General features: G+C 51.8%; 11 protein-coding genes. 6 read left to right on the forward strand and 5 right to left on the reverse strand.

Going from position 1 to position 13,883, the window contains the following annotated elements:
- Window positions 1-221 precede the first annotated feature (221 nt).
- Window positions 222-1,871, forward strand: coding sequence for an alpha,alpha-trehalase (locus tag SK32_RS18980; protein WP_048213634.1), 1,650 nt, complete (start codon window positions 222-224; stop codon window positions 1,869-1,871).
- A 38-nt stretch (window positions 1,872-1,909) separates the two neighbouring features.
- Here the strand turns inward: SK32_RS18980 and SK32_RS18985 are convergent, their stop codons facing one another.
- Complete coding sequence (locus tag SK32_RS18985) at window positions 1,910-3,499, reverse strand: STY4199 family HEPN domain-containing protein (protein WP_048213635.1); 1,590 nt, start codon at window positions 3,497-3,499, stop codon at window positions 1,910-1,912.
- A gap of 412 nt (window positions 3,500-3,911) precedes the next feature.
- On the opposite strand from SK32_RS18985, the gene SK32_RS18990 reads away from it, so the two are divergent.
- Window positions 3,912-4,262 (forward strand): glycoside hydrolase family protein, encoded by a 351-nt coding sequence (locus SK32_RS18990; protein ID WP_048213804.1) that lies wholly within the window; start codon window positions 3,912-3,914, stop codon window positions 4,260-4,262.
- Between the two features lie 18 nt (window positions 4,263-4,280).
- Here SK32_RS18990 and SK32_RS18995 read toward each other — a convergent pair whose 3' ends face one another.
- Window positions 4,281-4,883: a helix-turn-helix transcriptional regulator gene (locus tag SK32_RS18995; protein ID WP_048213636.1), complete on the reverse strand. Its 603-nt coding sequence runs from the start codon at window positions 4,881-4,883 to the stop codon at window positions 4,281-4,283.
- A 366-nt stretch (window positions 4,884-5,249) separates the two neighbouring features.
- A complete protein-coding gene (locus SK32_RS19000; RefSeq protein ID WP_048213637.1) occupies window positions 5,250-6,008 on the reverse strand; it encodes an SDR family NAD(P)-dependent oxidoreductase in 759 nt (252 codons plus the stop codon).
- A 119-nt stretch (window positions 6,009-6,127) separates the two neighbouring features.
- Here SK32_RS19000 and SK32_RS19005 point away from each other — a divergent pair, with 119 nt between their 5' ends.
- From SK32_RS19005 to SK32_RS19015, 3 genes are all read left to right on the forward strand, one after another.
- Window positions 6,128-7,027 (forward strand): LysR family transcriptional regulator, encoded by a 900-nt coding sequence (locus tag SK32_RS19005; RefSeq protein WP_048213805.1) that lies wholly within the window; start codon window positions 6,128-6,130, stop codon window positions 7,025-7,027.
- 70 nt (window positions 7,028-7,097) lie between these two features.
- Window positions 7,098-8,096, forward strand: a complete 999-nt coding sequence (gene yhjD / locus SK32_RS19010) for an inner membrane protein YhjD (protein ID WP_048213638.1) — start codon at window positions 7,098-7,100, stop codon at window positions 8,094-8,096.
- 300 nt (window positions 8,097-8,396) lie between these two features.
- A complete protein-coding gene (locus tag SK32_RS19015) occupies window positions 8,397-9,719 on the forward strand; it encodes an MFS transporter (protein WP_048213639.1) in 1,323 nt (440 codons plus the stop codon).
- A gap of 93 nt (window positions 9,720-9,812) precedes the next feature.
- Here the strand turns inward: SK32_RS19015 and SK32_RS19020 are convergent, their stop codons facing one another.
- Together SK32_RS19020 and pdeH are read right to left on the reverse strand one after the other, a co-directional pair.
- Window positions 9,813-11,873, reverse strand: a complete 2,061-nt coding sequence (locus tag SK32_RS19020) for an AsmA family protein (RefSeq protein ID WP_048213640.1) — start codon at window positions 11,871-11,873, stop codon at window positions 9,813-9,815.
- Between the two features lie 77 nt (window positions 11,874-11,950).
- Complete coding sequence (gene pdeH, locus SK32_RS19025; protein ID WP_005133851.1) at window positions 11,951-12,718, reverse strand: cyclic-guanylate-specific phosphodiesterase; 768 nt, start codon at window positions 12,716-12,718, stop codon at window positions 11,951-11,953.
- Window positions 12,719-12,945: 227 nt separating this feature from the next.
- Here pdeH and SK32_RS19030 point away from each other — a divergent pair, with 227 nt between their 5' ends.
- Window positions 12,946-13,875, forward strand: a complete 930-nt coding sequence (locus tag SK32_RS19030) for a 2-dehydro-3-deoxygluconokinase (RefSeq protein ID WP_048213641.1) — start codon at window positions 12,946-12,948, stop codon at window positions 13,873-13,875.
- Window positions 13,876-13,883 lie beyond the last annotated feature (8 nt).

Consider the following 13,883-nt stretch of genomic DNA (forward strand, 5'->3'; position numbering starts at 1 on the left):
TGCAATCGAATGTTCTGAAAATGAAATATCTTCAGGTCACGCAGGATTATGAATTCTTCATTATATTCATTGGGATAGTCTTATTTTCTAAATAATATGCAGCACTAAAATGTGATCAACCGCACGCTTTACTCACCAGACACCGAAGCGAATGTCTACGCTTAACTGACGACCGGGCAATAGCCTTAATCTTTCAACATCCATCGGAGGTCTTTCTCATTATGCTCAACCAGAAACTACCCCACGCCCCTTCAGAAGAAATGACGATCGATATCGATCTGCTTTATGAAATGGATCCGTGCGAGTTAAAGCTGGATGAAATGATTGAGGCAGAGCCAGAGCCGGAGATGATTGCAGGGTTACCCGCGTCAGATGCGTTAACCCCCGCCGATCGTTACCTCGAGCTGTTTGAACACGTCCAGTCATCCAAACTATTTGCTGATAGCAAAACCTTCCCTGATTGTGCGCCCAAAATGGACCCACTGGACATTTTAATCCGCTATCGCAAAGTTAAACGCCACCGCGACTTTGACCTGCGACGCTTTGTCGAGAACCATTTCTGGCTGCCGGAAACCCCCACCAGCGAATATGTGTCCGATCCGGCAAGCTCGCTGAAAGAACATATCGATCAACTGTGGCCTGTGCTGACGCGCGAGCCGCAGGATCATATTCCCTGGTCTTCGCTGCTGGCGTTACCGCAGTCATATATTGTGCCCGGTGGACGTTTTAGCGAAACCTACTACTGGGATTCCTACTTTACCATGCTGGGTCTGGCAGAGAGCGGCCGCGAAGATCTGCTGAAGTGTATGGCGGATAACTTTGCCTGGATGATTGAAAACTATGGTCACATCCCCAACGGTAACCGTACCTACTACCTGAGCCGTTCGCAGCCGCCGGTCTTTGCGCTGATGGTGGAACTGTTTGAAGAAGATGGCGTGCGCGGCGCGCGTCGCTACCTTGAACATCTAAAAATGGAATACGCATTCTGGATGGATGGCGCCGATTCCCTGGTGCTCAACCAGGCCTACCGTCACGTGATCAGAATGTCGGACGGCTCTCTGCTCAACCGCTATTGGGACGATCGTGATACCCCGCGTGATGAGTCATGGCTTGAAGACGTTGAGACCGCCAAGCATTCAGGTCGTCCACCCAATGAGGTGTATCGGGATTTGCGCGCGGGCGCGGCCTCCGGCTGGGATTATTCCTCGCGCTGGCTACGCGATGCAGGCCGCCTTGCCAGCATACGCACCACTCAGTTCATCCCGATTGATCTGAACGCCTTCCTCTACAAGCTGGAAAGCACCATCGCCAATATTTCCGCGCTGAAAGGCGACAAAGAAACGGAAGCGCAGTTTCGCCAGAAAGCCAGTGACCGCCGCGAAGCGGTGAACCGCTATCTGTGGGACGATGAAAACGGCTGCTATCGCGATTACGACTGGCGGCGCGAACAAATGGCCCTGTTCTCTGCCGCCAGTATTGTGCCGCTGTATGTCGGCATGGCAACACATGAACAAGCTGACCGACTCGCCAATGCGGTACGCAGCCGCTTACTCACGCCAGGCGGGATTTTAGCAACCGAGTATGAAACCGGCGAGCAGTGGGATAAACCCAACGGCTGGGCACCGCTGCAGTGGATGGCGATCCAGGGCTTCAAACTGTATGGCGATGACCATCTCGGTGATGAAATTGCCCGTAACTGGCTGAAAACAGTTAATGTTTTTTATCATGAACACCACAAGCTAATTGAAAAGTACCATATCGCTGACGGCACTCCGCGCGAAGGAGGCGGCGGGGAATATCCGCTGCAGGACGGATTTGGCTGGACGAATGGCGTGGTGCGCCGATTAATCGGTTTGTACGGTGAACCGTAAATGTCTGACGGCCTGATGCCACGAAATGCATCGGGCCGTTAGTTAATGGCATCGTACAGCGCGGTGTGGATTTTCTGCCATTTTTTGTTCTCTGCATTTGGATCTGCGCGCACACGCAGTTTGGCCTGTTCCATATCATACTGCTGACGAGCAACGACCTCCGGTGTCGAGCAGAAACTTTGTAGGTAGCTTTTATGCAGTGACGTCAGTGATGCGCCATTCGACATGGCATGACTGAGCGTAGTCATAAACTGCTGGCAGGGTTTAGCCTCATCCATCTGTGAGGGATACCGCAGCAGCAGCTTCAGAACTGCGGTGTTCCCCGCGGAAAATGCCTGCTCCGTCCACGCCAGCTTCCAGTCCATACCTCCTTGCAGGAACAGCGACGTGACGCGGGTATCGTTGCGATCGATAGCCGCCCGCATATTAAAGGTATCCCATGTAATGCCCATCCGGGTCACCGATTCTCGCGCAGAAGGCGCATCACGCCGCGGCTCTTCCTGCACTATCTCAACAGTTTGCCCTGAAGATGCTTGCGGTGCAGGTGCATTGAATAGCCAGAAAGCGCCCAGCGAGATCGCCAGAACCATAACACCGACAGCCACCCACAACATGCCGGAAATCAGCTGTTCGCGCTCTTCGGCCGTACGCTGCGCTCGCTTCTCAGGAGGATCGATACTGTCAGCAATTTCCTTTTTATCGCCTCCAGCCTGCTCGTCTTTTTGCCTTGCCGTTTCCCAGAATTGACGAACCGTCGACTCATCAGATTCCAGATACGATGCAGGATTGATACGCGTTCGGCGCTCTTCAAACGCTCGCTGCACAGAATGCGTAATTTGTTGGTACTGGTAATTTAACAGCATCAGCTGTACTGACGTCAGCGGTTGCTGAGCAATGACAGCGTTTCGCGCCTGTCGGCAATCATCCAGAAACATTCGCAGCGTTAAGCGCGGTTCGACAAACAGCATCAACACTGACGTATCATTAAAAATCTGCGTAAAGTGGCGAACAAATAGTTTCTTATCGACCACCATCAACGCCAGTTCGCTAAACAACATGCCGTCCAGCGCATCACGTCCTTCGCCCAGCTTTAACCAGCGACGCAAGCGTTCGGCACCAAAGTGCTGCTTCAGAAAACTGTTTAGCGGATGCTGATCTGGCCATACCCGTGCGACGAGGGCTTTGAGCGTTAACTCTATTGCGCGAAGCTGACGCTGCGCCCGCATCTGCGCATCCTGCCCCCCGATGTCGATATCGGTTTGATAGTTCAGGAGCGGCTGTTCCTGGCGTAATTGCTCCAGTGCTGCTACAAAACGCAGCGCGGAAATCAGCTGGTTTTCACTGACATCCTGACCGCTTTCATACTGAGGCACACTCTGTTGAAGATGGCGTAAACGCAACGTGAACTGGCTGAGTTGCGCATCATTCATCTGCAAGCGTCTGGCGACAGCCCCCCAACCGCCCAGATTCAGTCGGGCCTGATCGAGTTGCTCCAGAAACCAACGCGGATCTTTGCCCTCTGCCACATGTACGCCTAACAGCAGCAAAATTTCCACCGACGCCTGACGGATGATCCCCAAACAGTGTTCAAATGGCGCACATGTCGCCTGTAACGCGCTATTGGTCATTATCTTCCCTAAAAGAGCCCAGAAAGGTGCGGCCTCACGATGTATTTCGTTATCTTTTTATAAACGTGGCACAGCGCAGAATTGTGCCGCTGTAGACTAGAACACATTCATATAACAAATAAATGCGTTTTGCAGTGACAACGGCAAAATCATTGAAATTTATTCTGGAGATAAATCCGTGTCGGTGTTGAAAACAGCGCGACAGCCCCTCAATGACGGAGGGTGACTGGTTATGCCTGGCGATACGCAATAGCATATCGGGAAAAGTGCCTGAGATGACAGGATGTTTAGCCGGTTAAAACGTGAATGCCGCCCCTTAAGTCGTAAGGCGTTTATGGCCAAAAATGGCCATATGGCAACTACGTCTGCTGATAATTATCTTTATACTGTTTTTCTTTTAAGAGAAATCATTATGCCGCATTGCGCCGCTCATTTTACCTCCGCCGGTATTGCATTTATCAAGCAATGGCAGGGCCTGTCGCTGGAAAAGTATCAGGATAAAAATGGTGTATGGGTCATTGGCTACGGGCATGAAATTACACCCGATGAAACCTTTATTGCCCCCATTTCAATGGCGCAGGCAGAATCCCTGCTGCTCACAGATCTGGATATCTGCCAAGCATTAATACGCACAAATAAACCTCAGCTTAACGACCCGTTTCAACAAGAAGTCTTTATTGCGTGGATGCTAAGTGTTGGGATAACGCGCTTTTGTCACGCAGAAAGGTGGCCGGTTAATATTTCACAGCCAGATAGCGTCTGACCGTGAAATAAATATCAATTATAGAAATTCATTTAACATCATTGCCGCCTGAGTACGGTTTTTAACTTCCAGGCGCTGATAAAGTGACTCAAGGTGGGCTTTTACCGTTCCGGTACTGATATTTAACAGCCGACCAATTTGTTTATTTGACTCACCAGCCGCCAGCATGGTCAGGATCTCCCGCTGGCGGGCGCTTAATGTTTTTATATTTTGCCGACTGCTATCGTTTGTCGCTAAGTGATCCCTGGGAAGAAACATCATGCCCATCGCAACGCTGTTAAGCGCCAGAGTAAAGGTTTCTGCATCAGAGTCACGCGGCACAATGGCCAACACGTTTAATTGCGTCACATCCTGCAGCCATTTCTTACTGCAATCAGTGGCAGAGATCAGCACCTTCACCGTTGAAAAAGAGTGTGCAATCTGTTGCAGCAAGCTGCAGCAAAACTCACCGTCGAGATCACCGTCCAGCATGAGCAGCGCATCTGGGGTATTTTCCAGTTTTTGCCAAAGGTCATCTGCCTGACCGACACCCTGAACATTCACTCCTGGAATTCGTTGCTGCAAACTTATATTCATTCCATGAATAAATATTGACTGCCTGTCAAACATTATTACCTGCATTATTAACTCTCCGTCTAAAAAATAGTAGTCTTGAGACGCGAAAGGGTATTCTTCACGAGGAAAAATAATAACTCACCATTTGGCAGGGGTCATTCTACCGATAAGCGAAGAATAAAAAAGCAAGAGTTATGAATAGTTACAGCTCAAGAAAAAGGATTACACAAAGCGGGCAGAACAGGATAGATTTCTGAGACATTCCTCATTTATCGAGGGTCAGAATTCCTTATTAATATTAATTTTCAGAGAATACATTTTTAGCTGAAAATAAGATATCCTGAAAAAATAATAAATATGTTACAAATTACAATATAGCATTAAGTGCTCATTCAACAGCTATCGCAGCCTATTGAATAAGCACGTTGCACGTTACAGGAACATCCCGCCAGATACCTCAATACGCTGTGCAGTCATCCAGGCGAGTTCATCGCTGAGCAACGCGGCGATGGCATCACCGATATCATCCGGTAACCCGACGCGTCCCAGCGCCGTTTGCGAGGCAATATATGCATTCAGTTGCGCGTTATCACGCACGTTCCCACCGCCGAAATCAGTTTCAATCGCGCCCGGCGCAATAATATTTGCCGTAATACCGCGTTCCCCCAACTCTTTAGCCTGATACCGGGTAAGCACTTCCATCGCCCCTTTCATGGCGGCATAGGCGCTGTAGCCCGGTAGAGCAAAACGCGCCAGGCCGGTCGAGACATTGAGGATCCTTCCCCCCTTGTTCATCAGCGGAAGAAGACTCTGCGTCAGGAAAAATGGCCCCTTAAACTGGATGCTCAGCAATTGGTCAAATTGCGCTTCGGTGAATGCAGAGTACGGCGCAGTAATGCCGATTCCGGCATTGTTCAATAAATAATCAAACCCTTCGCTTTGCCACTGTGCCTTTAAGGTGTGCTTCATCTGTTCAACGAAGGATGGGAAAGTTGAAATATCCCCGACATTTAACGGTAATGCCGCTGCTTTTCCACCAGATTGCCGAATTTCATCCACAACCTGCTGCGCCTCTTTTTCATTGCTGTTCCACGTCAGGACGATACCTATTCCTTTGTTCGCCAGCTTAAGTGCCGCGTTTTTACCGAGCCCACGACCGCCACCGGTCACTAATGCGATACGTTGCGTCATAAGAAACCTCATTTCAGATGTTGTGATGATTGAGACAAAGCTTATTAGGTGGTAGAAGAACAATAAATATCGCTAATTGCGCATTACTGTTTCATTCAGAACAACAATAGGGCATGGGAATGGATAAAATTCACGCAATGCAGTTGTTCATCCGCGTCGCAGAACTGGAGAGTTTTTCGCATGCGGCAGACACCCTTGGACTTCCTAAAGGTAGCGTATCGCGCCAAATCCAGGCCCTGGAAAATCATCTGGGTACGCAGCTTCTGCACCGCACTACCCGCCGCGTTCAGCTCACACAAGACGGCATGATCTATTACGAACGTGCAAAAGATCTGTTGAGCAATCTGGATGAACTGGATGGGTTGTTCCATCACGATCCAGCCAGTATCAGCGGTAAGCTGCGCGTCGATATGCCGGTTGGCGTGGCGAGAAATCTGGTCATGCCCCGCCTGCCCGTCTTTTTGCATCAGTATCCAGGGCTGGAGCTTGAACTCAGCAGCAGTGACCGCCTGGTAGACTTAATTCGTGAGGGTTTCGACTGCGTCGTACGCGTTGGCACACTGAAAGATTCGGGGCTGATTGCCCGACCGCTGGGGAAACTCACGCAGATTAACTGTGCCAGTCCACAGTATCTGGCCCGCTTTGGTTATCCGGAAAGCCTGGAGGATTTGGCCTCACATGCCGTGGTGCATTATTCGGTCAATTTGGGAACACGCGCACAGGGCTTCGAGGTGGCTACAGACAATGGGACTGCATGGGTAAAAACGGGCGGCATGCTGACCGTGAACAGCACAGAAACCTATCATGCGGCATGTCTTGCCGGGCTGGGCATTATTCAGGTACCACGCGTCGGGGTGCGTGAAGCCCTTCGCGCCGGTGCGCTGGTTGAAGTGTTACCGCAATATCGGGCCGAACCCATGCCCGTTTCTTTGCTCTATCCACATCGCCGGAACCTTTCCCGCCGGGTACATCTGTTCATGGAATGGTTGACCGGTGTGATGAAAGACTATGTGGATTAGCCCATTTTTCGGGAAGTGGGTCTGAGCGGCTATAATGTCATGAGTAAACAAAATAAGGACTACCGATCGGATGACGCAGGAACACGACGCAAAGCACCCTACGCCTGAACAACAGCAAACCGCCACAACGCCGGTGAAAAACGCCACAGCGAACCAGGCGCTGAAAACAGTCATAACCTTCGCAGATAAAATTCAACGTCAACCTGTTATCGCCCACCTGATCCGCGCAGCAGAGCGTTTTAATGACCGAATGGGAAATCAGTTTGGCGCAGCCATCACGTATTTCTCGTTCCTGTCGATGATCCCTATCCTGATGGTGTCGTTTGCGGCGGCCGGTTTTATTCTCGCCTCACACCCCACGTTATTACAGGATATCTTCAGCAAAATATTGCTCAACGTTAGCGATCCGACGCTGGCCTCGACGCTGAAAAACACCATCAATACTGCCGTTCAGCAACGTACCACCGTGGGTCTGGTGGGGCTTGGAATCGCCCTCTACTCTGGTATTAACTGGATGGGAAACCTGCGTGAAGCTATTCGTGCACAGTCGCGGGACCTCTGGGAACGCACACCGCAGGATCAGGAAAAAATATGGGTTAAATACCTGCGTGATTTTGTCTCATTGATTGGATTGCTGATTGCGCTGATCGTTACGCTGTCGATTACCTCCATTGCCGGTTCTGCCCAGCAAATGATCATCTCGGCACTGTATCTCGACGGTATTGAGTGGCTGAAACCCGCGTGGCGATTGATTGGTCTGGCGATCTCCATTTTCGCCAACTATTTGCTGTTCTTCTGGATTTTCTGGCGGCTACCGCGTCACCGACCGCGTAAGAAGGCGCTGATTCGCGGAACATTTATTGCGGCTATTGGCTTTGAGGTGATTAAGATCGTCATGACCTACACGCTGCCATCGTTGGTAAAATCCCCCTCCGGCGCGGCGTTTGGTTCGGTGCTTGGGCTGATGGCATTCTTTTACTTCTTCGCGCGTTTGACCCTGTTCTGCGCCGCCTGGATTGCCACAGCGGAATACAAAGACGACCCGCGTATGCCGGGGAAAACGCAATAGCCACCGCCGGATTAGTTGTGAATTGCCGGATAAGCGCAGCGCCATCCGGCAATTATAATGCCGCCTGCTCTCACCGATTTAGTGAATAAATCCAGAACGTAACTTTTATTTAACCAAAAACCAGTTTTATCAACTAAGTTTTAAATTGTGTGAAGCATTTCATGGAAGTGAAATCTCAAGCCTAAAAATTATCCCCTTTTTGCTCCATTTTTGACCGATCTCAAAGTTTGTTACAGATTGAAATGTCTCTTTTGCTGTGCGTAATATGGCCTTTCGTTCGACCCAAAATAAGAAAATATTATGCAAGCAACCGCCACAACACTCGATAACGAACAGGAACACGCCCCGGTCAATTCGCGCAATAAAGTCGTCGTCGCTTCGCTCATCGGCACTGCCATTGAGTTCTTCGACTTCTATATTTACGCGACCGCGGCGGTGATCGTGTTCCCCCACATCTTCTTCCCGCAGGGTGACCCCACGGCGGCCACACTACAGTCGCTGGCTACCTTTGCTATCGCCTTCGTGGCCCGCCCGATCGGCTCCGCCGTATTCGGCCATTTCGGCGATCGTGTTGGACGTAAAGTCACGCTGGTTGCTTCACTGCTCACCATGGGGATTTCAACGGTTGTGATTGGCCTGCTGCCGGGCTATGAAACAATCGGCATTTTCGCCCCCTTGCTGCTGGCGCTGGCGCGTTTTGGTCAGGGTTTAGGTCTGGGCGGTGAATGGGGCGGCGCGGCGTTGCTGGCAACGGAAAACGCACCACCGCGTAAACGCGCGCTGTACGGTTCATTCCCGCAGTTGGGTGCGCCTATCGGTTTCTTCTTCGCTAACGGCACGTTCCTGTTGCTCTCCTGGCTGTTGACCGACGAACAGTTTATGAGCTGGGGCTGGCGCGTGCCGTTTATCTTCTCTGCCGTACTGGTCATTATCGGTCTCTACGTCCGTGTTTCTCTCCACGAATCGCCGGTATTTGCCAAAGTCGCCGCAGCGAAAAAACAGGTGAAAATCCCGCTGGGTACTCTGCTGACAAAACATGTTCGTGTGACGATCCTTGGCACATTCATCATGCTGGCGACCTATACACTGTTTTATATCATGACCGTCTATTCGATGACGTTCAGCACTGCCGCAGCCCCCGTAGGGCTTGGCCTGCCGCGTAATGAAGTGTTGTGGATGCTGATGATGGCGGTTATTGGCTTTGGCGTTATGGTACCAGTGGCTGGCCTGCTGGCCGATGCGTTTGGTCGTCGCAAGAGCATGCTCATCATCACCACGCTTATCATTCTGTTTGCGCTGTTTGCCTTTAAACCGCTGCTCGGTTCTGGCAATCCGGTGTTGGTGTTCGCTTTCCTGTTGCTTGGCCTGAGCCTGATGGGTCTGACATTCGGCCCGATGGGGGCACTGCTGCCGGAGTTGTTCCCGACTGAAGTGCGCTATACGGGAGCGTCGTTCTCATATAACGTCTCGTCAATTCTCGGTGCCTCTGTTGCCCCTTATATTGCCGCATGGCTGCAGGGGAACTACGGTCTGGCGGCGGTCGGTACGTATCTGGCATCGATGGCGGCTTTAACGCTGATTGCGCTGCTGTTAACCCATGAGACACGGCATCAATCGCTGTAATTTGATTGCCTGATGGCGCTATGCTTATCAGGCCTACAGACTGCAATCCCCCGTAGGCCGGATAAGGTGTTTACACCGCATCCGGCGCGCTCATCACTTCTTCATCTGCGACAGGATTGTCCGGCACTGATTCGTTTCGTTTTCAGACGGAGAAATTAGCGCCAGCAGCGCCGCCGCTGGCGTAACCAGCGTTGCCAGCGCGGCAGCCACCGCACCGCGTGCAATCAGCGGCCCGGCCTTCACGCCAGCCTGTGGATTTTTAAAGGTCCCACGGACATACAGCGGCGAACGCAGGGTAATAATACGAATGCCCTTGCTCTCCGGGTCGATGGTTAAATCCAGTTGCTCAGATGCAAAGCTTGCAGTCCCGGTCACGTTGATCACCGCGTTTTCTGTGTCGAACGCGAAAATTTGTGGGCGCGCGATGCCATTGACGATATCCAGATTTGCCGCTGCGCAGTTCACCCGTACTTCGTCATCACCGAATATTTGTCCGACGATATAGTTACCCAGATTCAGCCCAACGATCTCCATCAGATTGCGACTGACCAATCCATCATTCATCAATAGCTTCAGGTTACCGTTGCTGTTACCCAGCAGCGCAGCCACTGAATTTCCGCTACCGCTCAACCTGGCGTCACCGTTCATCTCACCGAGCGTTTTCTGCATCAACTCCACGTCCGGCATCAGCGCTTTTAGCTTCAGGCGGCGAGCCTGAATATCCGCCTGCCCCCGCATCGGTTTTTTATCCCCTTCCAGATGAATGCTGGAAACAATACTGCCCCCTGCGAGGCCAAATTTCAGTGGCTGCAGGCGCAAGTCAGCATTTTTCAGGAGGATATGGGTGGAGAGATCGCTGATTGGCAGGCTACTGCCGTGTTCGATACGCCGTCCTTTGAAACGCACATCAGCATCCATTACGTTCCATTTGTCGGTTTCAAAACGGTCATACGGCAACACCTTGTCAGCAGGCTGAACGCTCTTCTCACCTTTGCGCTGTTCAGATTGTTTTGCCCGTTCTGCCCCTTTGCCTGAATCCACACCGATCAGCGGCCCCAAATCCGCCAGCCTCAGCTGGCGTGATTCCACATCGCCCTTCAGCATGGGTCGCGGCTTGCCGGTGGTGTAGGCCAGCGTCCCGTGAATATCGCTATCGCCAATGCGACCATTAAAATGGCGGTATTCAAAAAGAGAGGACTTTTCCGGATCGATTTTCGCCACCAGACGCCCGTCCGTTTCAAACGGTGGTGTATCCGGTAACAGCACACCGGTCAAATCGTATAAATCCCCAAGTGAATCCCCAGAGAATTTAAGCCGTAGATCGACACCGCCCATATTCATCGGGTCATTTATCGTGCCGCTAAATACCACGCGCGTGTTGCCCGAGCGAAAGTCAGCCTGTATCGGAAAAGGGGTACCTTCGCCGCGTAACGCCAACATCCCGCCAATTTTTCCCGTTCCGGTTAGCGGCTCACCGTTGTAGCGGCCCTGGGCTTTCAGACCAAAAATGTAATCCTCAACGCTGGCGCCCCCTTCTTTGCTGTTGGTGCCTGTCACTTCGCTAAACGGTAACGGCTTGCCTAGTGGATCGACCAGGATCTCAAGCTCCGACTTCGTCACCTTATCATTAACAGCGATACGCCCTTGATCGAACAAAATGTTATCCAGCCTGAAAGACCACGCGGGTGGCGGCGCATTGGGGTCGCGTTTTTCATCCCCGGCGAAGTTAAAGGTCCAGTTGTTGTTTTCCTCCGACAGCCGAATGAGCCGCGCATCGGGTTTCACCATCTTGACCCACGGTAACCAGATGGTTTTTGTCAGCAATGCCAGTGGGGCGAGCGTAGCTTCAACACGCGGGAGATGCACCATGGTAACGTCGGGAATATCTGGCGGGTTGCCGAGGATGATATCTTCAGCATGAACATGCGGCCACGGAACCCAACTGCGCCAGCCGGTTTCCTGCTTCTGGCGTTCCCAGACGACGCCCAGATCACCGCGTATGGCGAATGGACGGTTGAGTTCAGTAGAGACTTTCTGGTTGATGGTCGGTTTGAGCCGGTTCCAGTCAAATGTCGCAATCACAATGATGAGCACGACGATCAGCAACAAGAAAAACCCTACTACGGATGCGGCTATTTTGCTTGTTTTCGTCACGTTTTCCTCCTGACTTCCTCCCTTGCCTGTCCTAAAGATAGTCCAGCAGGGCGAAAAGGAGGCACGCTACATCCGCATCAAAGCGACAGAATCACCTCTTCCAGGGTACTCAGTGGCACCGGACGAGAGAGGAAATAGCCCTGAGCAGCAAAAGCCGGTGAGTTTTGCACATCGCGCCACTCTTCCAGGGTTTCAACACCTTCGACAATCACGCCACGGCAATAGCGGTTCATAAGCTGGAGCAGCAAAGTGAAGAGGTTACGGCCTTCCGGCGTCTGACGCAGCATGACAAACAGATCCCGCGCCACTTTGATGTAGTCGTAACTCACTTCGCTAAGGGCCGAGAAATTGGCCATCCCGGTACCAAAATCATCCAGCCAGAGCGGGCCGAACTCGCACATCGAGGCAAACGACGATCCCTTCGGTAAGCGGATATGCTCAACCAACTCAAAGCGTAACCAGGGCAGGCATTCAATGATTTTCAGGATCTCGGGGTCCTGGCGCATCGCAATGAGCGTCGGGCCATCGACATTGACGGAGGCCAGCAGATCGTGGGCTCTGAAAAAATCACTTTTCAGTTCAAGTTGTTCAAGCTGCTCTTTCACTACCTCAACGCGATGCCGAACAGCAACTTCAGCAAAATAACGGTCTGGCGCAATGCGTTGAGCAGGGTTATCAGGATGGCTCACGACGGTTAGCAGCTCTACGGCCATCAGCCGACCATTGGTCTGGTAAATGGGCTGATAAGTGTAAGCACGCTCGCACTGCAGCCAATAGCGTCGCTCCTGCAAGCATTCGATACTCGCATCTGGCGTAATTAGCTGCTGGGTGACCTGCTTTATCATCTGAGGTGTCCTGTAAATAAGAGTGTGACTGACCGGACTCGTCAAAGGTTATCGGCGCTCAGGCGCAGAACTTTACGTTCAGCAGTACGCAAAATAAAAACAGCGGTAAAAACGACACAGAACACGTTCTGGCTCAAAAAAATAATGGAACGTTGTTTTAATATAGTTGACCACTTAACACCCACAGCGCACACTAACGCTAATTTTTTTCAGAGCAGGTTACGACTATGTCCAGGAAGATTGCCGTGATTGGCGAATGCATGATTGAGCTGTCACAGAAAGGCGCCGACGTTCAGCGCGGATTCGGTGGCGACACGTTGAATACATCCGTTTATATTGCCCGTCAGGTCGATTCTGCGGCCCTTTCCGTACATTACGTCACGGCGCTGGGCACTGACAGTTTCAGCCAGCAAATGCTGGAATCCTGGCAGGGAGAAAACGTCGATACGTCATTAACCCAGCGTATGGAAAACCGTCTGCCGGGTCTCTATTACATTGAGACTGACAGTACTGGCGAGCGCACCTTCTATTACTGGCGTAATGAAGCGGCGGCAAAATTCTGGCTGGAGAGCGAACAATCCGGCGCCATTTGCAAAACGCTGGCGACATTCGACTACCTGTACCTGAGCGGAATCAGCCTGGCGATTTTAAGCCCGGCCAGCCGTGACAAACTGCTGTCGCTGCTGCGCGAGTGTCGCGCCAACGGCGGCAAGGTCATTTTTGACAACAACTACCGCCCGCGTCTGTGGAGCAGCAAAGAAGAAACTCAGCAGGTGTATCAGCAGATGCTGGAGTGCACCAATATTGCGTTCCTGACGCTGGACGATGAAGACGCGCTGTGGGGTGAAAAACCCGTAGAGGACGTAATTGCCCGGACTCACGCAGCTGGCGTACAGGAAGTGGTTGTGAAGCGCGGCGCAGACTCTTGCCTGGTGTCCATCGAGGGTGAAGGACTTATCGATGTACCGGCTGTAAAATTACCGAAAGAAAAAGTGATCGATACCACGGCGGCAGGAGACTCCTTCAGTGCCGGGTATCTGGCAGTGCGTTTAACCGGTGGCGATGCCGCTGAAGCCGCTAAACGCGGGCACCTGACGGCAAGCACCGTTATTCAGCATCGCGGGGCGATTATCCCACGCGACGCCATGCCGCAGTAACGTCGATT

Source organism: Citrobacter sp. MGH100 (assembly GCF_001034465.1).
Taxonomy (GTDB): domain Bacteria; phylum Pseudomonadota; class Gammaproteobacteria; order Enterobacterales; family Enterobacteriaceae; genus Citrobacter; species Citrobacter youngae.

What these genes read in the sequence shown, in the direction of transcription:
- SK32_RS18980 (WP_048213634.1), top strand. Translation starts at nt 222, where the DNA reads ATGCTCAACCAGAAACTACCCCACGCCCCTTCAGAAGAAATGACGATC.
- SK32_RS18985 (WP_048213635.1), bottom strand. Translation starts at nt 3,499, where the DNA reads ATGACCAATAGCGCGTTACAGGCGACATGTGCGCCATTTGAACACTGT.
- SK32_RS18990 (WP_048213804.1), top strand. Translation starts at nt 3,912, where the DNA reads ATGCCGCATTGCGCCGCTCATTTTACCTCCGCCGGTATTGCATTTATC.
- SK32_RS18995 (WP_048213636.1), bottom strand. Translation starts at nt 4,883, where the DNA reads ATGCAGGTAATAATGTTTGACAGGCAGTCAATATTTATTCATGGAATG.
- SK32_RS19000 (WP_048213637.1), bottom strand. Translation starts at nt 6,008, where the DNA reads ATGACGCAACGTATCGCATTAGTGACCGGTGGCGGTCGTGGGCTCGGT.
- SK32_RS19005 (WP_048213805.1), top strand. Translation starts at nt 6,128, where the DNA reads ATGGATAAAATTCACGCAATGCAGTTGTTCATCCGCGTCGCAGAACTG.
- yhjD (WP_048213638.1), top strand. Translation starts at nt 7,098, where the DNA reads ATGACGCAGGAACACGACGCAAAGCACCCTACGCCTGAACAACAGCAA.
- SK32_RS19015 (WP_048213639.1), top strand. Translation starts at nt 8,397, where the DNA reads ATGCAAGCAACCGCCACAACACTCGATAACGAACAGGAACACGCCCCG.
- pdeH (WP_005133851.1), bottom strand. Translation starts at nt 12,718, where the DNA reads ATGATAAAGCAGGTCACCCAGCAGCTAATTACGCCAGATGCGAGTATC.
- SK32_RS19030 (WP_048213641.1), top strand. Translation starts at nt 12,946, where the DNA reads ATGTCCAGGAAGATTGCCGTGATTGGCGAATGCATGATTGAGCTGTCA.